At 62.7% G+C, this 20,612-nt stretch carries 24 protein-coding genes; 13 read left to right on the top strand and 11 right to left on the bottom strand.

Annotation, left to right across the window (positions count from 1 at the left end; all coding sequences use genetic code 11):
- Positions 1–5: 5 nt before the first annotated feature.
- The 5 genes from AC628_RS08545 to AC628_RS08525 form a co-directional block, all read right to left on the bottom strand.
- Positions 6–368 carry a nuclear transport factor 2 family protein gene (locus tag AC628_RS08545; RefSeq protein WP_074126364.1) on the bottom strand — a complete coding sequence of 121 codons (363 nt, stop codon included), beginning with the start codon at positions 366–368 and terminating at the stop codon, positions 6–8.
- Between the two features lie 95 nt (positions 369–463).
- Positions 464–784 carry a cupredoxin domain-containing protein gene (locus AC628_RS08540; RefSeq protein WP_074126289.1) on the bottom strand — a complete coding sequence of 107 codons (321 nt, stop codon included), beginning with the start codon at positions 782–784 and terminating at the stop codon, positions 464–466.
- An 11-nt stretch (positions 785–795) separates the two neighbouring features.
- Positions 796–1,317: a DUF4142 domain-containing protein gene (locus tag AC628_RS08535; RefSeq protein WP_074126288.1), complete on the bottom strand. Its 522-nt coding sequence runs from the start codon at positions 1,315–1,317 to the stop codon at positions 796–798.
- 93 nt (positions 1,318–1,410) lie between these two features.
- Positions 1,411–2,100, bottom strand: coding sequence for an RNA polymerase sigma factor (locus AC628_RS08530; RefSeq protein WP_074126362.1), 690 nt, complete (start codon positions 2,098–2,100; stop codon positions 1,411–1,413).
- A gap of 103 nt (positions 2,101–2,203) precedes the next feature.
- Positions 2,204–3,151: a LysR family transcriptional regulator gene (locus AC628_RS08525; RefSeq protein ID WP_245321094.1), complete on the bottom strand. Its 948-nt coding sequence runs from the start codon at positions 3,149–3,151 to the stop codon at positions 2,204–2,206.
- Between the two features lie 67 nt (positions 3,152–3,218).
- Here AC628_RS08525 and AC628_RS08520 point away from each other — a divergent pair, with 67 nt between their 5' ends.
- Together AC628_RS08520 and AC628_RS08515 are read left to right on the top strand one after the other, a co-directional pair.
- Positions 3,219–4,283, top strand: coding sequence for an aromatic ring-hydroxylating dioxygenase subunit alpha (locus tag AC628_RS08520; protein WP_074126284.1), 1,065 nt, complete (start codon positions 3,219–3,221; stop codon positions 4,281–4,283).
- A gap of 406 nt (positions 4,284–4,689) precedes the next feature.
- A complete protein-coding gene (locus AC628_RS08515; protein ID WP_245321093.1) occupies positions 4,690–5,745 on the top strand; it encodes an alpha/beta fold hydrolase in 1,056 nt (351 codons plus the stop codon).
- Positions 5,746–5,825: 80 nt separating this feature from the next.
- Here AC628_RS08515 and AC628_RS08510 read toward each other — a convergent pair whose 3' ends face one another.
- Together AC628_RS08510 and AC628_RS08505 are read right to left on the bottom strand one after the other, a co-directional pair.
- Positions 5,826–6,176 (bottom strand): RidA family protein, encoded by a 351-nt coding sequence (locus AC628_RS08510; RefSeq protein ID WP_028334578.1) that lies wholly within the window; start codon positions 6,174–6,176, stop codon positions 5,826–5,828.
- Between the two features lie 120 nt (positions 6,177–6,296).
- Positions 6,297–7,748: a CDGSH iron-sulfur domain-containing protein gene (locus AC628_RS08505; protein WP_074126282.1), complete on the bottom strand. Its 1,452-nt coding sequence runs from the start codon at positions 7,746–7,748 to the stop codon at positions 6,297–6,299.
- Positions 7,749–7,853: 105 nt separating this feature from the next.
- On the opposite strand from AC628_RS08505, the gene AC628_RS08500 reads away from it, so the two are divergent.
- A complete protein-coding gene (locus tag AC628_RS08500; RefSeq protein ID WP_074126279.1) occupies positions 7,854–8,201 on the top strand; it encodes a winged helix-turn-helix transcriptional regulator in 348 nt (115 codons plus the stop codon).
- Between the two features lie 191 nt (positions 8,202–8,392).
- A complete protein-coding gene (locus tag AC628_RS08495) occupies positions 8,393–10,174 on the top strand; it encodes an adenylate/guanylate cyclase domain-containing protein (protein WP_074126277.1) in 1,782 nt (593 codons plus the stop codon).
- A 203-nt stretch (positions 10,175–10,377) separates the two neighbouring features.
- Here AC628_RS08495 and AC628_RS08490 read toward each other — a convergent pair whose 3' ends face one another.
- The 3 genes from AC628_RS08490 to bfr form a co-directional block, all read right to left on the bottom strand.
- On the bottom strand, positions 10,378–10,980 hold the full coding sequence (locus AC628_RS08490) for a glutathione S-transferase family protein (protein WP_168193331.1): 603 nt from the start codon (positions 10,978–10,980) through the stop codon (positions 10,378–10,380).
- 241 nt (positions 10,981–11,221) lie between these two features.
- A complete protein-coding gene (locus AC628_RS08485) occupies positions 11,222–11,800 on the bottom strand; it encodes a cysteine dioxygenase family protein (protein ID WP_074126275.1) in 579 nt (192 codons plus the stop codon).
- Between the two features lie 129 nt (positions 11,801–11,929).
- Positions 11,930–12,412, bottom strand: a complete 483-nt coding sequence (gene bfr / locus AC628_RS08480) for a bacterioferritin (protein ID WP_074126274.1) — start codon at positions 12,410–12,412, stop codon at positions 11,930–11,932.
- Between the two features lie 439 nt (positions 12,413–12,851).
- Here bfr and AC628_RS08475 point away from each other — a divergent pair, with 439 nt between their 5' ends.
- The 6 genes from AC628_RS08475 to AC628_RS08450 all read left to right on the top strand — a co-directional run bounded on the left by AC628_RS08475 (position 12,852) and on the right by AC628_RS08450 (position 16,818).
- On the top strand, positions 12,852–13,196 hold the full coding sequence (locus tag AC628_RS08475; RefSeq protein WP_074126273.1) for an ArsR/SmtB family transcription factor: 345 nt from the start codon (positions 12,852–12,854) through the stop codon (positions 13,194–13,196).
- Between the two features lie 11 nt (positions 13,197–13,207).
- Positions 13,208–13,681: an ArsI/CadI family heavy metal resistance metalloenzyme gene (locus tag AC628_RS08470; RefSeq protein ID WP_074126271.1), complete on the top strand. Its 474-nt coding sequence runs from the start codon at positions 13,208–13,210 to the stop codon at positions 13,679–13,681.
- 9 nt (positions 13,682–13,690) lie between these two features.
- Complete coding sequence (locus AC628_RS08465) at positions 13,691–14,218, top strand: arsenate reductase ArsC (protein WP_074126268.1); 528 nt, start codon at positions 13,691–13,693, stop codon at positions 14,216–14,218.
- Positions 14,218–14,886, top strand: a complete 669-nt coding sequence (locus tag AC628_RS08460; RefSeq protein ID WP_074126266.1) for an aquaporin — start codon at positions 14,218–14,220, stop codon at positions 14,884–14,886. The genes AC628_RS08465 and AC628_RS08460 overlap by 1 nt, the downstream gene beginning before the upstream one ends.
- Before the next feature lie 125 nt (positions 14,887–15,011).
- The gene (locus AC628_RS08455) at positions 15,012–16,190 is read left to right on the top strand and encodes an MFS transporter (protein WP_210190180.1); all 1,179 of its coding nucleotides are present in this window, start codon (positions 15,012–15,014) and stop codon (positions 16,188–16,190) included.
- Positions 16,191–16,458: 268 nt separating this feature from the next.
- A complete protein-coding gene (locus AC628_RS08450; RefSeq protein ID WP_074126355.1) occupies positions 16,459–16,818 on the top strand; it encodes a hypothetical protein in 360 nt (119 codons plus the stop codon).
- Between the two features lie 110 nt (positions 16,819–16,928).
- Here AC628_RS08450 and AC628_RS08445 read toward each other — a convergent pair whose 3' ends face one another.
- Positions 16,929–18,587 carry an FAD-binding dehydrogenase gene (locus AC628_RS08445; protein ID WP_074126354.1) on the bottom strand — a complete coding sequence of 553 codons (1,659 nt, stop codon included), beginning with the start codon at positions 18,585–18,587 and terminating at the stop codon, positions 16,929–16,931.
- 277 nt (positions 18,588–18,864) lie between these two features.
- Here AC628_RS08445 and AC628_RS08440 point away from each other — a divergent pair, with 277 nt between their 5' ends.
- The 3 genes from AC628_RS08440 to AC628_RS08430 all read left to right on the top strand — a co-directional run bounded on the left by AC628_RS08440 (position 18,865) and on the right by AC628_RS08430 (position 20,290).
- Positions 18,865–19,344, top strand: coding sequence for a hypothetical protein (locus AC628_RS08440; protein WP_074126263.1), 480 nt, complete (start codon positions 18,865–18,867; stop codon positions 19,342–19,344).
- A 149-nt stretch (positions 19,345–19,493) separates the two neighbouring features.
- On the top strand, positions 19,494–19,682 hold the full coding sequence (locus AC628_RS08435) for a hypothetical protein (protein WP_074126261.1): 189 nt from the start codon (positions 19,494–19,496) through the stop codon (positions 19,680–19,682).
- Positions 19,683–19,699: 17 nt separating this feature from the next.
- Positions 19,700–20,290 (top strand): SCO family protein, encoded by a 591-nt coding sequence (locus tag AC628_RS08430; protein WP_074126258.1) that lies wholly within the window; start codon positions 19,700–19,702, stop codon positions 20,288–20,290.
- Positions 20,291–20,612 lie beyond the last annotated feature (322 nt).

Here is a 20,612-nt window from a genome sequence, read left to right as displayed (position 1 = left end):
TCGCCTCAGGCGCCCGGCACCTGGTCGAGGAAGCCGGTGATGCTCCTGATACGGCCGTCCTTCAGCATGGCGAAGTCGGTGCCCTTGATCGGGCTGTCGACGCCGTCGGGCCCGAGGCCCCAGGAGAAGCGGACGTGGTCGCCGAAGCCGTTCGGCTCGCCGATCAGCTTGAACTTGAAATCCGGAAACTTCTGCTGCACGCCCGCGATCAGCGCGTCGACGCCCTCATGGCCGTCGCCGCTCATCAAAGGATCGACATAGCGCGCATCGGCGGTCCAGTTTGCGGTCAGCATCTCGCGGCGCCGGCTCGGCGTGCGCTCGTTCCAGAGCTCGATGTAGTTGCGGGCGACGGTTGCGTGGTCGGTCATGGTGCTCTCCTTCTGATGCGCCGGACTTAAGCGGCTGTCCTCACTATCGAAGGTTTGCAGGTGCCGATCGATTACCTCGGAGGTCATCGCGCGAACTACGGCGCGATTTTCAAAACGGCCTTCATGTTGGGATGGAAGCGGCAGTAGTAGTCGACCGTGCCGGCCTTGGTGAGAACCGACTTGACGGTCTGCTTCGGCGCGATCGTCACGTCGAAGTCGCCGCTCTTCGCGGTGGCGGTGTGGGCCAATATATCCTTGTTGACCCATTCGACGGTGTCGCCGACCTTGGCGGATGCCTCGGCCGGCGAGACCACCAGATTCTCCATCACGATCTGGATGGTGGCGGCATGCGCCGGGACGGCTATCGCGCCGAGCGCGAACAGAGCGAGCGTCGTGAGATAGCGTCCTGGCAACATCGCGCGTCTCCTTACTTCAGGTCGGCCGCGACATGTTCGGCATGCTGCTGGTGGCCCTGGAAGATCTTCAGGCCGGTCTGCAGCAGGCCCTTCAGCTCGGGATTGCTGGCCGAGGGGATCAGCTGCGTCTCCAGCGCGGTATTGACCGTCTTGTGGTAGGCGACCTCGTTGTCGACATAGGCCTTGTCGTAGGCGGCGCCCTTCAACTTGCCGAGTTCGGCGAGCTTGTCGGCGGCCTGCTTCGACAGCGCCTTGCTGGTGTCGTTGTCCTCCGGCGTCACCTTCAGCTTCTTGACGAGGTCGAGCGCCTGCTTGTTGACCGCCTCATGGTCGCGCACCATGTCCTTGGCGAACGCCTTGACCTCCTTGTTGGAGGCCTTCTTTTCCGCCTGCTTGGCGGCGTTGATGTCGATCACGCCCGCCGTGTAGGCGATGTGCGCGATCTGCGGATCGGTCAGCTTGGCGCCCTGGGCCAGCGCAGCCCCTGAGAGAAGGCTGAGCGCGGCGACCGCAATGCTCAATCGAACGAACATGGTTTGACACTCCTGTTGAGCCGGGCATGCGCACGGCACGTCGTTGGTTAGACAGGAGTTGGATGGTGCAGACGGCCAAAGGTTCCCGAAAACCTATGCTGCGGCGCCGAGCCGTTTCAGAACCGCCTCGGTCAATCGCTCGCAGCGCCTGCCTGCGAAGGGAAAGGCCTCCATCACGATAGGACCGATCTTCCGCTCGACATTGTCGCGCAGCATGGTCCGGGCGCGGTGCAGGCGGGTCTTCACGGTTTCCGGCTTCAGGCCTAGGATGTCAGCTGTCTCCTCGACATTCATGCCCTCGATCACGCGGGTGATGAAGACGAGGCGGAACGCCTCGGGCAGCTCATCGATCGCGTGCTCGACGACATGCTGGATCTCACGCTGGGCCATGGATTTTTCCGGATCGTCCATTGACGACAGGGGGAACTGGATGATCTGCGCCTCAAGGCTGCCTTTCGGCAGCTCGGACCACTCCACGCTGCTGCGCCTGCTCCGCACGCGGCCGAGCGCCTCGTTGATCGCGATCCGCGACAGCCAGGTCGAGAGGCTGGAGTCGCCGCGGAACTGATCCAGATGGGTGAAGGCGCGCACATAGGCGTCCTGCACCACGTCCTCGGCCTCGTTGTCGTTACGCAGGATGCCGCGCGCCAGCCGGAACAGCCGGCGATTATTCGCCTGCATGATGGCGCGGATCGCGGCCTCATCGCGGGCGATCGCGCGTTGCACGAGCTCGGCATCGCCCGAGCTGACCGGCGGCAGCGACGTGACATGGGCCTGACGCATGGCGGGATCGCCCTTCACTGTTGGCTGAATAATACATTGGATGCCAAGCCGGCGCACAGGTTCCCGAGAAAATCGCGATCAGCCAAAAAGACCCGATCGGCGGCTACGGCCTGATATAGGCCTCCGGATCGCCGCGCGCGTGCGCCTCCATCGCGTCGAGGAAGCAGCGCACCTTGGCCGGGACAAATTGCCGCGCCGGCAGCAGCGCGTGCACGTTGAGCGGCTCGCAGGCATGGTCCGGCAGCAGCCGCCGCAACTGGCCGGCTGCGACCGCGGCGCGGGTGTAGCTCGCGGTGACCCGCAGCACGCCATGGCCGGCGAGCGCCGCCTGCAGCCGGACATGGGCATTCGAAGAGGTGAGACGCGCGCGATCGACCGCGAGATGCTCGACCGCGCCGCCGGGTGCGGTGATCGCCCATGGCGGATCGCTGGGGCCGGTCAGCAGCGGCAGCTGTCTCAACTCATCCAGCGTGCGCGGTTCGCCGAACTTCTCCAGCAGCGCCGGTGCCGCAAACAGGCCGCGCTCGAGGGTGAAGACGCGGCGGATCACGATGCCGGCCGAGGGCAGCGGCGCCTCCAGCATCGCGAACACGATGTCGTAGTTTTCCGCGATCGGGTTGACGATGTCGTGCTCGACATCGATCCGGATCGCGAGCTCCGGATAACGGCCCATCACGGCGCAGGCGACGGGCCCCGCGTGATGCGCGCCGAATTCGTACGGTGCCTTGATCCGCAGCGTGCCTGCGACCGCGCTCGACATCGCCAGCGCCTCGCTGTGGGTGTCGTGCAGCGCGGCGAACAGCGGGCGCACCTTGCGATAGATGGTCTCGCCGGACTCGGTCAGCCGCAGATGCCGCGTGGTGCGTTCGATCAACCTCAGCCCGAGGTTGGCCTCGAGGCGCTGCACCGCAGCACTGAGGCTCGATTTGGGATGTCCGAGCACGCGCGCGGCCGCGGTGAAGCCGCCATGCTCGACAACCTCGCAAAACAGCTCCCAGTCGCGCCACTCCATGGCCGATTGTCCATCCACCGGTACAGTGTGTCCAGCCAAATCGGATTATCCCGATGGCCGGGATCACCTAACCTGATTGCAAGCAATAGTGCATCGGGAGGGTGATATGGCCGACGACGAAATTTTCCTGCGCAACGCCTGGTACGTGGCGGCATGGAATCACGAGCTGATCGACGGCAAGAAGCTGGCGCGCACCATCCTGGAGCGGCCGATCGTGATCTATCGCGGCGCCAGCGGAAAGGTCGTCGCGCTCGATGACCGTTGCTGTCATCGCGCCGCGCCGCTGTCGATGGGGCGCATCGAGGGCGACGACATCAGGTGCATGTATCATGGCATGAAGTTCGCGGCCGACGGCAAATGCATCCAGATTCCAGGGCAGGATTCGATCCCCGCCAAGCTCGGCGTGCGCAGCTATCCGGTGGTGGAGCGCTACAATCTGATCTTCATCTGGACCGGCGATCCCGAGAAGGCCGATCCGAAGCTGATCCTCGACTATCCGCCGCTCGAAGATCCGAAGTGGCGCGGCCTGCCGGGCTACATGCACTATAAGGCCAACTGGCTGCTGATCGTCGACAACCTCAGCGACTTCGCGCATCTCGCCTTCGTGCACACCAACACGCTCGGCGGTTCCGAGGAATATGCCTACAAGACCAAACCGGTCGCGATCGAAAAGCTGGACGACGGCTTCCGCGTCGAGCGCTGGCACATGGGCGCCGAGCCGCCGCCCTATCACAAGAAGGTCATCCCGAACAAAACCGACCAGATCGATCGCCGCAATATCGGCCGCATGATCGTGCCCGGCATCTTCACACTCGACACCACGTTTGCCCCGGCGGGGCAGGGCGTAGAGAAGGGCGTCCAGGTTCCGGGTACGCGGTCCTATCGCAATGCACAGTTCATGACGCCGGAGACGCGCTCGACCACGCACTTCTTCTGGAATTACCTGCACGATTTCGACATCGACAACCCGAACATCGCGCTGTCACTGCGCCACAGCCTCGAGGAAGGGTTCAACGAGGACAAGGACATCATCGAGGCGCAGCAGCGCGTGTTTGACGCCGATCCGGACTATCAGCTGCTCGCAATCGGCGCCGATGCGCCGTTGACTTATTTCCGCTGGCTGTTCGCACGGAAACTCGAGGCGGAGCGCACCGCCGCCCGAGCAGCCTAAGGCATGATCCGGACCCGAAGGGCCGCGTTAGCGCAAAGTGCGAAGCGGTTTTCCGGAAAGATCATGCTCAAACAAAGAGCTAAAGCGCGATGACGCTTCAACCTGTTCTCATCGCGCTTTAGCTGGAGCGGCCGGCGGCCCTCTTGCTGGCCGGAACGTCATCCCGGGGTCGCGAGATCGTGAACCCCGGCATGGCGGCTACACCCTTTGATTTGGCGTAGAATTTTCGATCTGAATTCGTCGGTTCTTGATCGGGGTCAAGGTTTCGACCCGTGCTGGCCGGACTATGTCGGCGGCGATCAATCGGTGAATGACTTTGACCGAAAACGCGAAGTTACCGGAACGGGAGACGGGCGCTGTCGGGGCGCAGCATGCTTGGCTGTGGCCGTTTGAAGCCACGAGGCTGGTGCTTGACGCATATTGGCAGTGGTACGCCGACCACGCGCCCGGGCATGCAGACCCGCCTGACGCACAGCTCGCCTGGACGACGCCGAACAGGATCGCGCTCGAACTGCCGTCGATGCATCTGCTGGATTTTTCGCAGGCCGCGCGGGGCCAGCCGCTGCTGATCTGTGCGCCCTACGCGCTGCACCGCGCGCTGATTGCGGATTTCGCGCCCGGCCACAGCTTGATCGAGACGCTCGAACAGTCAGGCATTGCGCGTCTGTATCTCACCGATTGGCGCTCGGCCACGCCTGCGATGCGCTATTTCTCGATCGACAGCTATCTCTCCGACCTCAACGTCGCCGTCGACACGATCGGACCGCCGGTCGATCTTGTCGGTCTCTGCCAGGGCGGATGGCTGTCGCTGCTCTATGCGGCGCGTTTCCCCGGCAAGGTGCGGCGGCTCGTGCTGGCGAGCAGCCCGATCGATGTCTCGGTGCCGTCGCAACTCTCCGGGATGGTGGCCGCGATGCCCGAGCAGAGCTTCGCGGCGCTGGTGCATCAGGGTGACGGCATCATCAGCGGTAAGCACATGCTGCAATGCTGGAGCATTCCCTTTGGCCTGCAGGATGTGGAAGCCGTGCTGCAACGGGGCTTGCGCGACGCATCGGACGATGCCGGTTCGCTGCTCGATCGTTTCCAGCGCTGGAATCGCGAGACGCTTGATCTGCCGGGCGTCTACTATCTCGAGGTGATCGACTGGATTTTCCGTCAGAACCGGATCGCTCGCGGAGACTTCGTCGCGCTCGGCCGCAGGATCGATCTCGCCGAGGTGAAGACGCCGGCCTTCCTGCTGGCCGCTGACGACGACATTGTCGTTCCGCGCGATCAGGCGTTTGCGACAGCGCGACTGTTGGGCACGCCGCCGATGTGGCTGGAGCGTGGCACCGAACCGTGCGGGCACCTCGGCCTGTTCATGGGCTGCAAGGCGCTGACCAGCTCATGGCGCCGGATCGCGCGCTGGCTTCAGTCCGACATCGGTGATGCCTCGGCTCAACGACCACGGATCAGTGCGTAAGGCTGCGGATAAAACAAGCCCCGGATTGCGGTTTGCAATCCGGGGCTTCGAGAGGTCTCGCTCGATCAGCTTGCGCGGGCTTACTTGGCTGCGACGACCATGATCTCGACATTGTACTGCGGCGCCGCGAGCTTGGCCTCGACGGTGGCGCGCGCCGGGGTGTTGCCCTGGGAGACCCAGCCATCCCACACCGCGTTCATTTCGGGGAACGTCTTCATGTCGGTGATGTAGATGGTCGCGCTGAGCAGCTTCGACTTGTCGGTGCCGGCCTTGGCGAGGTGGCCGTCGATGATCGACAGGATGTCCTTGGTCTGGTCGGTGACGCTGCCGCCCGCCGCCTTGCCGGCGACGACGCCGGCGAGATAGACGGTGTTGCCGTGCACGACGGCCTGGCTCATGCGCGGGCCGGTTTCGAAACGCTGAATGCTCATTTGGGTCTCCACTTGAATGGCGGGCATGTCTAACCCGCCAAAGCGACCGCCGCCACTGCGCAATTTGCAGCGCTGTTCACGGAAATCGCTCGAAATTGCTCCGAGGTCGCCTCGGCGCAATCAGGCTGGCGGATTCAGACCATTGGCCCAGCGTGCGAACAACGCCACCTGTTCGGCCGGCCAGGCGCCGTCGCACGGCATGGTGCCGGCCTCCAGGCGGGCGAGGATCTGCCGGCTGTGACGGGCCACGTCGGCCTCCTTCCAGAGATCGAATGCGAACAGCATCGAGCTGCGATCCATCGGCCGGAACAATGGCCGGATGTGCCGCTCGAACTGCACCGTCTCATCGGGACCGGGCAGCGCGACGCCGATTTCGTTCGCGGCCTGCGCATCGCCCGCGGTTGCGGATGGGCGTGCCGCGGGCGTCGCGTTGCAGACCCACCACCAGCGCGGCACCGGCATGTTCGGCGGCGGCTTCGCGTCGGCGCCGGAGTTCTCCACGGCGATCCGTGAGCCCCATTCGATGTAGGCGACGAAGGCGGCGCGGAATTCCGGATCGGATGGCAGCCCGGCATCGTCGGCGCTCTGCACCATGTAGGTGGCCCACAGCGCGCGCTGCTCCGGCCGGATCTCCTTGCCAATGTGCTGCGACACCATCCGCCGGTAGCCGCCATAGCGCTCGGTGTAGAAGCGCGGTCCGCCGAACACCTCGCTGAGCCACGCTGCCACCCGTTCGGGATGATCCGGCGACATCTCGGCGAACAGCGGAGAGAGCAGCGGATCTTCCGGCACGTAGCGGCTGTAGAAGATCCGCGTCATGTCGAGCAGCGCCGGATAGCCGCCGGCCCATTCGAATAGCGTCGGCTCGCGCAAGGGATCGGGGACGGGGTCGTGAAACCCGATATTCCAGTGCATACCGCTGCAGAACGGCTTGTTCAGCGACGCGCCACAACGGCACAGGCTGGCATGCTCCTGCGATGCACCCGCGTTCCCTGCGATCGGAGTGCCATCCCCATCGACCAGTTCGACATGGCCGGTGACGCGATAGGGACCGTCCTTCGACACTTCGATCTGCGGCGGCCGGCTGACGTCGGACAGGTCGGCGTCCCGCGCGGGATCAATACCGATGCCGAGTGCGCCCGAGGGGCATCTGCGCACCGCGTTGATGAGGTCGTCGAGGCGCGCGCCGCTCGGCGCGATGAAAGGCTCCTCGCCGAGATGAAACACCGAGCTGAGCCGGTCGGTGCAGAAGCCTGAATGCGCGCAGGTGCCGCGATTGTCGAACACATAGGCCTGCTGCCCGGCATAGACCTCGAGCTTGTCGGGCACGCGTCGCGGATCCCTCGCGTCGGTGAAGCCGCGCGTGACGTGGCTGTCGTCGCAGAACGGCTTTGTCCGGGATTGCCCGCAGCGGCACAGCCGCACCGGCGCCTCGGCGGTAACAGGCACGCCGAGATGATCGACGATCGCAATGCCGGGCTCGGGTTCGTAGGGCCCGTTGCGTCTGACGATGATGCGCTTGCGCTCGCGTCGCTCGTCGTTTGGGCCTTGAGCGGAGTTGTTGTCTGTCATGCCGTGCAATGATCCCTGAGCTCGCTCAACCCGTGCGAAGCGTGCTTAAATGGATCGATGGCGGCTCTCAACGAACCAGATGGAAAGTGCCGCGGGAGAGTTGCGATGATCCGCAAGACCAAGCGCAAATATGGCTGCCCGGTCGAGTTCTCGATCGATCAGCTCAGCGGCAAATGGAAGACCGTGATCCTCAGCCGTTTGAAGGTTCGTCCGATGCGCTACGGCGAACTCCGCCACGACATCCCGCAGCTTAGCGACAAGGTGTTGACCGAGCGGCTGCGCGATCTCTGCAATTCAGGCTTCGTCAGGCAGGAGCGCGGCGGCGGCTCCTCGCGCTACTGCCTGACCAAGCGCGGCGAAATGCTGAAGCCGATGCTCCAGGCACTCTACGATTGGGGCGAAGCCAACGCCGACACGTTTGGCGTCCGGTTCGCGAGCGCGGAGGCGGAGTAGGGCGCAAAAGCAACGAGACCCTTTCGGGGCTCACGTCTGCTTGGCACCCAACAGCGGCGCGAGAGGCGGACATTCCGGGACCTCCGCTTTGGGGCCAAATAGCCGACGTCAGCCTGGATGGGCATTGCGTCAAAACGCGTGGCGCTGCCGTCTGGTCCGTCGTACAATAACCTCGGGTTGGATTGCGGGCCATGGAGCAAAAGCGGCCAGTCCGGGTCGAGCGCAGGCTATCGGCGATATTGGCCGCCGATGTGGCGGGCTACTCGCGGCTCATGCACAAAGACGAAGAGGCTACGCATGCCAAACTGACCGCGCTCCTAACGGACGCTGTCGACCCGGCAATCGCCGAACACGGCGGCCGCATCGTCAAGAACACCGGGGACGGGTTCTTGGCCGAGTTTCCGAGCGCGGTCGAAGCGGTTCGAGCTGCTATGCAGTTCCAGACCCGTATCAAGGAACTTACAATCGATGACCCAGAAGACAGGCGCATTGCCTTCCGTGTGGGCATTAATATCGGCGACGTAATTGTCGAGCCCCATGACATCTTTGGGGACGGCGTTAACATTGCGGCTCGGCTTGAGAGCATCGCAGAGCCGGGCGGCATCTGCATCTCATCTGCTGTCTACGATCAAATCCGAGCCAAGGTCCGGGTTGAGTTCGCCGACCTGGGCGAGCAAAACCTCAAAAACATCGCCCTTCCGGTCCGAGCCTATGCGGTGGTCCGGGATAGGTCTAGCCCGCCGACACAGGCTGAGCCGGGCGCACTTTCACTGCCTCATCTTTCCATCGTTGTGCTGCCTTTCGCTAACCTCAGCGGTGATCCGGAGCAAAACTACTTCGTCGATGGGGTGACCGAGAACCTGACCACCGACCTCTCGCGCATCTCTGGTTCGCTCGTGATCGCGTGCAATACCGCCTTCACCTACAAGGGCAAGGCCTTCGATGTGAAGCAGATCGGCCGCGAATTGAGGGTGCGCTATGTGCTGGAGGGAAGCGTTCAGCGCGGCGGCAATCGGATGCGCGTGAACGTCCAGCTCATCGATGCGCAGACCAGCAATCACCTTTGGGCCGAGCGGTTCGATAAGCCCTTGGCCGACCTCTTCGATATGCAGGACGAAATCGTCGCGCGCCTTGCCGGGACGCTCAACGCGCAGCTCGTCGCCGCAGAGGCGCGCCACGCCGAAAGGGCATCGCAACCCGATTCGATGGACCTTTATTTTCAAGGTAGGGCTTGGTTGAACAAGGGATCGACTGCCGAGTCTAGAGCGCAAGCGCGGGGATTTTTCGAGCGCGCCTTGGCGCTCGACCCCGGCAATATCGACGCGCGGGTCGGCGCCGCGTGGGTCGACGTGAGGACCGGCAACAGCTATACGACTGACGATCGGGCCGCTTGCTTCGCGGCGGCCGAAGCGGCGCTGACCAAGACGCTGTCCCTGGCTCCCGAGCACGCCATGGCCCATCAAGTGTTGGGCCTAATCCTAATCTCTACCAACCGGGCGGCCCAAGGAATTGCCGAGTGCGAGCGAGCATTGGCGTTGGATCGAAATTTGGCCTCGGCTCACGGAGCTATTGGTCTCGCCAAGTATAGTATGGGTCTCGGCGACGAAACCGAGTGCCATGTCCAGGAGGCGCTTCGCCTCAGTCCTAGAGATACGAGCGCCTATCGCTGGATGATGTACGCCGGCTTCGCCAAACTACTGCTTAGCGCGGACGAGGAGGCAGTCGCGCGGTTGCGTCGCTCCGTCGAGATGAACCGAAATTTTCCGCTCGCGCATTTTTATCTCGCCGCCGCCTTGGCGCATCTTGGTCGGCGCGATGAGGCGCGGTCCGCGGTTCAGGCCGGGCTTGCCCTCGATCCCACTTTCACCATCTCCCGCTTCCGCGCGCGCGCGTCGAGCGACAATCCGACCTATCTCACTCAGCGCGAGCGCATCCGCGACGGGATGCGCAAGGCCGGGCTGCCGGAGGGATGAGCACGGCCCACCGGCTCGCCGCGATCCTCGCCGTAAGAGATAGCGTTTTCCAGGCATGCCAGCCTCTACCACAAGCGAGGCCTTGAGCATTCGGCCATACGCCCGATTACCCGCCGGGCCACCTATATCCGACGCGCGTCATGCAGACTGGCGCAGATATCCGCTTTGCTCCTGACCAGCGGATTCAAAACGAGACTCGCGCATCACGGCGGCGCCGTCCTTTGCATTGAAGCCAGTTCGGACATGCCGCGCATCCAAGCTGCGAGATGGGGGCGGCCGGTAGTGAGATCACCGAAACCGCGCTTTGCCGCGACATCGAGAGCCACTGCGAGGCTCAAGTGCGCCATAGTTGGCGCGCTCTGCATCAGCGGATCAGTTACACGACCCTCAAATACATCGGCCATGCGCTGCGCACGCGTTACCTCATGCGCCAAAGCAGTGGCCGAACGTTCGCCTGCGGGTCGAGCCATCTCGCGCACCCATCCGCAGATGCCTTCGCACATGTTGCGCGCCGAGAACTCTAACTGCTGGTAAGCCCAATCCGTTTGGCGTTTAGGGTCGTGGAACCGAGGCTTACCATCTAGGTGGTCGAGATAAGCGCAAATGAGTTGGCTGTCCTCCATGCCAACACCTGAATCATCGATGAGGTACGGTACGCGCCCAGATGGGTTAATCCGATAGTAAGGGCTATCTGCAGTACGGGTTTTCGCCGCGATAATCTCCACGCGATCCTCAAGCGTCTTTTCAATTACCAGGATGCGCGCCAAGCGCGCGTAGGGTGAGGTGAACGTGACATACAGCTTCATATTCGGTGGGCCATCCATACTTCGGAAAGTGCAATTACATCAAGTATTCGCGGTCGGCGAAACGGGCTTCAGGGCTCAGCATGTCTCAAATGGGTCACGAGCTTCGTCCTCTGCTGTAGACGGCGGCCTGTCGATTTCCGGTATGGCCCGTCAGCGACCGAGGTCGTGTGGCGTTGCAATATGTCGCGGTGGGCCATCAGCTGACGTGATGGCACATGCACCCACGGTCACATTCGAAATACTACGCTCGCGCATGCTCGACAGCGATCTTTAGCACGTATGGCTTTTCTCGCTTGTGCTCCAGATCGAATTCTGAGCGGCCCGTGTAGTTGATATGCCGGCCATATGTGTGCAGTGATATTGCGACGCTTTCTCCAATGTTCCAGACACTATGAATGTGTTCGGGGTAGCAGCGCGTTATCTTGCCGCCGGTTATCACTTGCTCGCTACCATGCTTAAGGTCGGCAAAGCCAGGCGTAGTGCCGTCATCGAGTCGATCATAACTGATCTCGCGCTCCTCGCCCTCCATACCGACAACGACGGCCCAAGTTTTATGGTTGTGCGGCGTCGTGCCCCGGTTGGGCAGCCATGAAACGAGAAAAACTGCCAAATCGTGGTTGGGCTCTTCGTGAAGCATGTGAACGCCGAAACCTTGCTCAGCGTCGCATTCACGATACTCGGGACGAAACCATTCGGCCGATTGAGCAAATTTCTTGGCGAGTGGCGCGACGAGGTCAGTGATTTTCAGCGGATCCATCTGTTTAGCGGTGATTGCCCGGAGATCGTTCACATACCGTTCGAGGGTATACGAGATGGGCATTGCATCGATCTCCCTTAGCTAGAGGCAGCACCGCCAGCCTAGCACTTTTAGGCCGACGCCGGAACGCCTGGAAAGCGCTCTGGGTGGCTTCGGCGGGGCGGGTCAGGACCGGAAGCAGCAGTTGACACATCAATTGCCGTCGAGCTCGCCGATATGACGTTGGGCATATAGTTCGAGACCGATCCTTGCGACGAGTTCGATCTGGGTTTCCAGAAAGTCGATGTGCTCTTCCTCATCGTGCATGAGCTGCTCGAACAGATCCCGTGTCACATAGTCCTTGACCGAATGGCAATGAGTCGCGGCTTCAACGTAGAGGGAGTGCGCCGACAATTCGGCTTGCAAGTCGCTATCGAGCACAGCCTTCACGCTCTTCCCGATATGAAGGGATTCCAGCGTCTGCATATTGGGAGATCCATCGAGGAAGATCGTGCGTTCGATGAGCTTGTCGGCGTGCTGCATCTCTTCAATTGATTCCTTGCGCCACGTATTGGCCAGCGCCTTGTAGCCCCAATTGTCGAGCAGGCGGTAATGCAGCCAGTACTGATTCACCGCGGTGAGCTCGTGGCGCAGTGCTCTGTTGAGGTATTCGATGACTCTTACATCTCCCTTCATGCTCTGCTCCTTTTCGCGTGTGCCACTCGAATCGGTCTGTGTGCGAGGCGAAACCGCTCGGATGAGGCGCGTTTCGATCACCTCGTCGGCGCGGGCGAGCAGCCACGCAGCGGCTGCGCCGATGAGGGTGATGACTTCCCCTCACCTCATGCGCGCTCTCAATTCGGAGAACGTTACCCTACCACGTTTACCACTGAACGAGCGGCGTTGTGCGGCACGGCAAAATGAGAGACCTGACTTCCGCTGTGGGTCAAAAGCGGTAAGGTTCTGAGCGCGCCGACGCTTTCCGGCCTGCACCTCAAAGCGGCCGCAAGGCGCTTATGAGCACACGCCCTGGAGCAAGATGAGTTCAGGGCGTGGCCGCGAGCCCGGATCTCGATATTTCAATGAATGCTGAAATATCGTTGACAGCGGGCGATATTTCGATAGATACTGAAGTATGAAAAAGACCGATGCCGTTGCCGCCTTGGCGGCGCTCGCGCAGGACAATCGCCTCGATATATTCCGGCTGCTCGTGCAAGCGGGACCGGAGGGCATGCCGGCGGGCGCAGTCGCCGGCGCTCTCGATCTCGCGCCCAATACGCTGACATTTCACTTTGATCGGCTTCGCACGGCGGGCCTTGTCACCGTTCGCCGCGAGGGCCGGTCGATGATCTACGCAGCGCAGTTCGAGCAGATGAACGCACTCCTTGGCTTCCTGACCGAAAACTGCTGTGGCGGCACGCCCTGTGCGCCTGCTGCCGAATGCAAACCAGCGCGCAAGCGCACCAAAGTCCCAGCCTGAAAGGACCCTCCATGAAGCGCCTTCATGTTCATGTCACCGTCAGTGACCTCTCGCAGTCCGTAGGCTTCTACTCCGCCTTGTTCGCGGCCCAACCGACCGTTCTCAAGACAGACTACGCGAAGTGGATGCTCGATGATCCGCGCGTGAACTTCGCCATTTCGGCCAGGGGCCGCGAGCCCGGCCTGGACCATCTCGGCATCCAGGTTGAGAGCCAAGAGGAGCTTCACGAGGTCTACGGTCGCTTGCGCCAGGCCGGGGGCAACGTCATCGAACAGGGCGAGACGGCTTGTTGCTACGCCAAGTCCGAGAAGTCGTGGATCGACGATCCCGCGGGCATCTCTTGGGAAACCTTCCACACCACGGGCGAAAGCATTGTGTACGGCGACGGCTCCGGCGAAAATCAAGCGCGCATCGCACATGAAAAGCAATCGGCGTGCTGCGCTCCGCAGGCAACGCCAAGCTCTTCCGCTTGCTGCGCGTCGTGACGGTGCGCCATGGTTGATCGCCCCTATAACGTGCTGTTCCTCTGCACCGGAAATTCGGCGCGCTCGATCATTGCGGAAGCAATCTTGAACAAGATGGGCGCGGGTCATTTCTGCGCCTACAGCGCCGGCAGCCAGCCCAAGGGCCGGGTTAACCCGCACACCATCCATCTTCTCGATAATTTGGGCTACGATACGTCGGGCTATCGCTCGAAATCATGGGACGAGTTCGCCCAGGCCGGTGAGCCAGAATTCGACTTCGTGTTCACGGTCTGCGATAGCGCGGCGGCGGAAGCGTGCCCCGTCTGGCCCGGACATCCCGCAACCGCCCATTGGGGCATTCCTGATCCAGCTGACGCGAAGGGTACGCCAGCCGAAATCGCGGTCGCATTCGAAGATGCCTACCGCATGCTCAATCAGCGAATTGCAGTCTTTACCGCGCTACCACTGCGGTCCATCGACGCGCTCAGCTTGCAAAGCAAGCTCCGGGAGATCGGACAAATGGAAGGCTCGACAGCCAACGCCACGGAAGAGCATTGATGCCGACGCTCGCGCGCCGTCTGGTCGCGGAATCACTTGGCACGGCGTTTCTTCTGGCTGCCGTAGTCGGCTCCGGGATCATGGCCCAGAAGCTCGCGGGCGGGAATGTTGCGCTCGCCCTCCTTTGCAATACCATCCCAACCGGTGCAATTCTCGCTGTGCTGATATTGGTCTTCGGACCGGTCTCTGGCGCGCACTTCAATCCTGCCGTAAGTCTTGCGCTCTCAATTCGGAGCGAATTGCGCTGGCCAATTGCCGTTGCCTACATCGCTGCTCAGATTGTTGGAGCCGTCGCCGGAGTATGGGTAGCTCACCTCATGTTTGAATTGCCGGTGTTGCAGCTCTCGATGACGCAGCGTTCGGGTACCGGACAATGGCTCGCTGAAGCGGTCGCTACCTTTGGCTTGCTCCTGACCATATTCGGTTGCGCCGCCAGAACACCGGGGGCGATTCCATATGCCGTCGGCCTGTACATCACGTCAGCCTATTGGTTCACTGCCTCAACCTCGTTCGCGAATCCGGCGGTGCCAATCGCGCGCTCGCTTTCTGACACCTTCGCTGGAATAGCACCGAGCGGCGCGACCGCTTTTATCGTCGCTCGGTTCGTTGGCATGCTGGCTGCGGTTGCCATCGCCGGCTGGCTCTGGCGCGAGGGGAAGCCGGCATAGGCCAGGGTCCCCTTCAATACTGCCCAAAGCGGCAACAACGAAAGGCCGGTTGCGGGCGCGCCTCGCGCACCCCGACCGGATCGGGTGAAAAAATGAGGTTGGAAGGAAAGCCGGTCATCTTCGCGATGTGCGTAGGGCAGCTCGGAAGCTTGCTACCGCATGTCGTCGTGCCCGCAATTCTCGCCGGTTTTCTGATTCCGGAATGGCATCTGTCGGGTGCACAGGCCGGGCTTTTGTCCGGCTCGGGCGCGGCCGGCTACATGCTCACGGTGCCAGTCTTGGCGACGCTGACCGATCGCATCGATGCCCGCAAGATATTGATCGCGGGATCGGCGCTGAGCGCGTTCGGTACCGCACTGTTCGGCCTGTTCGCAACGGATCTGTGGTCCGGCGCGCTATGCAATGCCATCGCCGGAATCGGCTTCGCCGGCGCCTACATGCCGGGGCTCAAGGCGCTGACCGACCGCCTTGCGCCAGGCGATTCATCCCGCGCGGTGACGTTCTACACGTCGAGCTTCTCGCTCGGTGTCGGGCTGTCGTTCCTGGTCGCGCAGCTCGTCGCCGAGAGCTTTGGTTGGCGTGCGGCGTTTCTGGTTACCGCCGTCGGTCCGCTGCTGATGCTCACGGCAAGCGCCTTGCTGAAGCCGCTCGAGCCGAAGCCCTCGGCGAGCCGCCTGCTGAACTTCGCGCCTGTTTTGCGCAACACCAACGCGATGGGATTTGTACTGGGCTACGGCGCGCATTGTTTCGAGCTCTACGGCATCCGGACCTGGATCGTTGCGTTCTGGACTTTCGTGGCGGCAAGGCACCCGACATCACTTACGCCGCTGATCGTCAGCGTCGCGTTCTCCCTCCTGGCGATGCCCGCAAGCATCCTCGGCAATGAGCTTGCGCTGAAACTCGGACGGCACCGCGCCATCACCGCTGTCATGTTCGCTTCGGCCGCGGTCGCGCTGCTGATTGGACTGCTCTCGGACCAGTCGCCCTGGGTGCTGATGCCGCTCCTCCTCGTTTACGCGCTGACGGTGCCCGCCGATTCCGGCGCGCTGACCTCGGGCATGACCATGGCCGCCGATCCCAAGAACCGCGGTGCGACGATGGCAGTGCACTCGACTGTTGGCTTCAGCCTGTCGGCGCTTGGCGCATGGGCGCTCGGCGTAGCCCTCGATGCTGCAGGAGGAGCACAAAGCGCGTCGGCTTGGACTGCTGCATTTGCGGTGCTGGCGTTTGGCATCCTGCTTGGACCGCTCGCCCTGTACTGGTCGCGAATTGCAGCGCAGCCGACAGTTGATCGTCCCTCTTAATTCGGCTGAAAGGTCAGCTTTGGGTCGAAAGCGGTAAGGTTCACTTGCGTCATTTCTGAATATTAGAAATATGCCCCTGAGTTGCCCGACGTGTCAAGTTCCTTGGTCGAGCGCAGGCCGCCGCCGGCTGCTTTGCATGGGGTTGTTTTCGATGTTTTGGCAGCGCCCCCTGCGACGGTCGCATAACAGCGCGGATTTCCCGCCGGAACCTTAAGCAAGGAACGATCGTTGTCGCGGGTGTTGGGGGTCATCAACACAAGGAATGCTCATGCGCATCCGTATCTCTACGGCGTCGATCATCGTTGCGGCGCTCTCGCTTGGAACTCCTGCCTGGGCGCAAACGCAGGGAACGCAACCGAACACGCCGTCGCAGGCCGAGTCTGACCAACCCGCCACGATCAAGACCATACAGGTCGTGGACGTCAAGGAACTGAAGCCTGAAGTCCGGTCAAGGGTCGAGGCCGTCATCGCAAAGGCAAGCGAAGAAGATCTGAAGAGCCTGCGCGGTTCCATCGACGCGTCCAAGGAAGCGACATCCGCGCTCAAGGCGAAGGGACTGAGCTCGGCACAGGTTGTCGCCGTCAATCTCAGCAACGGTATTCTCACGCTCTTCACCAAGTTGGCGTGAGCGCCAGGATAGCTGAAGCAATTCGGACTCAATGATAAGAGTCCGCCGGTTCAAACCCGGCGGGCTCTTTCATTTTCGATTCGCCGTCTCTTCCGTGACGAGGGGATGCCTTACCCCACCGCCTTCGCCGCAGCACGCCCTGCGTTGCGGCCGGAGAACAGGCAGCCGCCGAGGAATGTTCCCTCCAGCGAGCGATAGCCGTGCACGCCGCCGCCGCCGAAGCCGGCGGCTTCGCCGGCCGCGTAGAGTCCGCGGATGATCTGGTGATCCCTGCCGAACACGCGTGAATCGAGGTCGGTCTCGAAGCCGCCGAGCGTCTTGCGGGTGAGGATGTTGAGCTTCACCGCGATCAGCGGACCGTGCGCGGGATCGAGAATCCGGTGCGGCTTCGCGGTTCGGATCAGCCTGTCGCCGATATAGCGCCGCGCATTGTGCAGGTTCATCACCTGCGCATCCTTGACGTAAGGATTGGTGATCTCGCGATCGCGTGCCTCGATCTGCGTTTTGATGGCGTCGAGCTGCAACAGGTCATTGCCGGCGAGCTTGTTCATGGCACCGACGAGATCGGCGAGATTGTCGCGCACGATGAAGTCGGCGCCGTGCTGCTTGAAGGCTTCGACCGGCGCCGGCGCGCCCTTGTTGGTGGCGCGCTTGACCGTCATGCGCCAGCTTTTTCCCGTGAGGTCGGGGTTCTGTTCCGAGCCCGACAGCGCGAACTCCTTCTTGATGATGCTCTGGGTCAGGATGAACCACGAATAATCGTAGCCGGTGCCCATGATGTAATGCAGTTGCCCGAGCGTGTCGGAGCCCGGGAACAGCGGCGCCGGCAGCCGCTTGCCTGACGCGTCGAACCACATTGACGATGGCCCCGGCAGGATCCGGATGCCATGACGCGGCCAGATCGGGTTCCAGTTCTGGATGCCCTCGACATAGTGCCACATGCGGTCGCGGTTGATCAGCCGCCCGCCTGCTTGCTCGGTGATTCCGATCATGCGGCCGTCTACATGTTCGGGCACGCCGGAGATCATGAACTTCGGCGGCTCGCCGAGTCGTTTCGGCCAGTTCTGCCGCACCAGGTCATGGTTGCCGCCGATGCCGCCGGAGGCGACGATCACCGCCGGCGCGTGCAGCGAGAAATCACCGACCACGTTGCGCGAGGTACTCTTGCCGCGTTCGACCGAGGTCGGTTCCAGGATCGCGCCGCTGACGCCGTCGACCGTGCCGTTGCTGACACTGAGTGCATCGACGCGATGGCGGAACTTGAATATCAGCCGTCCGCTTTTGGCGGCCTCGCGCGCGCGGCGCTCGAATGGCTCGACGATGCCGGGGCCAGTGCCCCAGGTGACGTGGAAGCGCGGCACCGAATTGCCGTGACCCATCGCGTCGTAACCGCCTCGCTCGGCCCAGCCGACCACCGGGAAGATGCGGTGGCCCATCGCGCGCAGCCAATCGCGCTTCTCGCCCGCTGCGAACGCGACATAGGCTTCGGCCCATTTGCGCGGCCAGTGATCCTCGTCGCGATCGAAACCGGCGGTGCCCATCCAGTCCTGCAGCGCGAGTTCGACCGAATCCTTGATGCCGAGCCGGCGTTGTTCCGGCGAATCGACCAGGAACAATCCGCCGAACGACCAGAAGGCTTGGCCGCCGATGCTCTGTTCCCCTTCCTGGTCGAGCATGATGACGCGCTTGCCTGCGTCGGCGATCTCGGTTGCGGCGACCAGGCCGGCAAGTCCGGCGCCGATCACGATCACATCTGCATCGTCAGCCATTTTGATGTCCCCCGTCCCGCCGCGATTCAAGACCGCGCCGTTGTGCGCGGTCAACGCCAAATGGACCTTGCCTGTGGCGGCGAGGCACCAAATGGTTGCGGCAAGTTGTTCCAGTTTGGGACCTTTCCCACGCTCCACTGCAGCGTCGGCGCAACACCCAATTTGAATTTGTTTTGACCGGCTTCGCTCGTCTGGACAAAAATCTGCGCGCGCAACACGCTCACGCCAATCTTGCATCACAAGACCAACAGATTCGGTTTCGACTTGGGGCAGGCCAATGAAGTTGCTGACGGGGTTGCTCGCTGCGGTTCTCCTGCTGGCGGGAATGGGGGCGTCTCAAGCAGTGGTCAGGATCGCCGACGATCGCGGCGGCAAGATCGGGGTCTATGTCGACAAGTATCAGGACCTGCGCACATCGGGTGAGACCGTGATCATCGACGGTTTGTGCGCCTCGGCCTGCACCATCGTGCTCGGCAAGGTTCCTCACGACCGGATCTGTGTGACCTCACACGCCACGCTCGGCTTCCATGCTGCCTGGGATTACGGCGACAACGGCCGCCCGGTCCCCAATCCCGAAGCCACCCATATGCTGTACCTGATGTATCCGCCGGCGGTGCGCAAATGGATCACTGATCGCGGTGGCCTGACCCGGCACATGATCTTCCTGCGCGGCAAGCAACTGCAGGCGCTGTACAAGCCATGTTACCTCAACGCCCAGGCCTCCGCGCCCAAGGCGACCGCTGAGCCCGCACGCTGAGCCGCTGATCCCGGTCCAACATCCTCTCGCGTCACGGCCGGCGAGCCCGCCATGACCGGGTTCGCGCCGGACATCGCCTCGCTATCATTTGACGGAATGCGACCGCCATTGCGCTTGCTGGCTGGGGGAACCCGGCTTATCTCAACCGCATGGTTCAGCCGATCGCCACCCGATCCGAGCTTGTCACGGCTCCGCAGGGCCGGGTGGCGTCCGCGATCCTGTGGGGCGCTGCCGGCATCGGCGGATTGGCCCTGCTCGCCGCCGCCGCGCTTTGGTTCCACTACGGGACCGCGGTGTTTTTCGAAATGATCACGGCCGGCATCTCTGCCTGCTTCTGACAAGGACGCCCTGCATCATGCCCCGGACCACTCGCCCATTGGTGATCTTCGCTGCCTTCGCGGGCAGTCTGGCGGTCGGCCTGTTCCTCATGTTGTGGGCGGTCGGCGGCTTGCGCACCGTCGCAGCGCCGGCCGCGATCGGTGGGCCGTTCCAACTCACCGACCAGGCCGGCCAGACCGTCACCGACAAGAACCTCCAGGGCAAGCCGACGCTGATCTTCTTCGGCTTCACCCATTGCCCGGACATCTGCCCAACCTCACTGTTCGAGATCTCGGAGGTCCTGAAGGCGATGGGCAAGGACGCCGACCGCGTGAATGCCTATTTCGTCTCGGTCGATCCGGAACGCGACACCGCCACGGCGATGAAGGACTACCTGTCGAGTTTCGATCCGCACCTCAAGGGCCTGACCGGCGACCCGGCCGCGATCGCCAAGGTGCTGTCGAGCTACCGCGTCTACGCCAAGAAGGTGCCGCTGAAGGATGGCGACTACACGATGGATCACACCGCGCTGATCTATCTGATGGATCGCGACGGCCATTTCGTCGCGCCGTTCAATCTGAAACGGACGCCGGAAGAGGCGGCCGCCGATCTCAAACGGTATCTCTGACCGCCATTTCCGGTTCAGAATTAACCCAATCGGCGCTCGCTTCACGCGCCGGATGGTCTATAAGCCGTTCAATTTCCTGATATTGCCGGTTATATGCCGAATCTGTCCGCCCAGCCCTTTGCCGTCCGTTCGCGCCAGCTTCGCCTGGCCGCGGCAATGATGGCGGCTGCTGTGCTGGCCGTGGCGGGGCCGGCAGTTGGGCAGACACCTCCGGCGGCGCCGCAGGCACCAGCAGCTAAGATGGCCCCCGCACCGGCCTCGCCTGCCAAGCCCGCCCCCGCTACCACGTGGCGCCCGCGACGCCCCCGTCGGCTGCAGCCCC

This window comes from Bradyrhizobium sp. NAS96.2 (assembly GCF_001908235.1).
In the GTDB taxonomy this organism is placed as follows: Bacteria; Pseudomonadota; Alphaproteobacteria; order Rhizobiales; family Xanthobacteraceae; genus Bradyrhizobium.
Note: the sequence above shows the minus strand (reverse complement) of the source record. Positions and strands in the feature narration are given on the sequence as shown.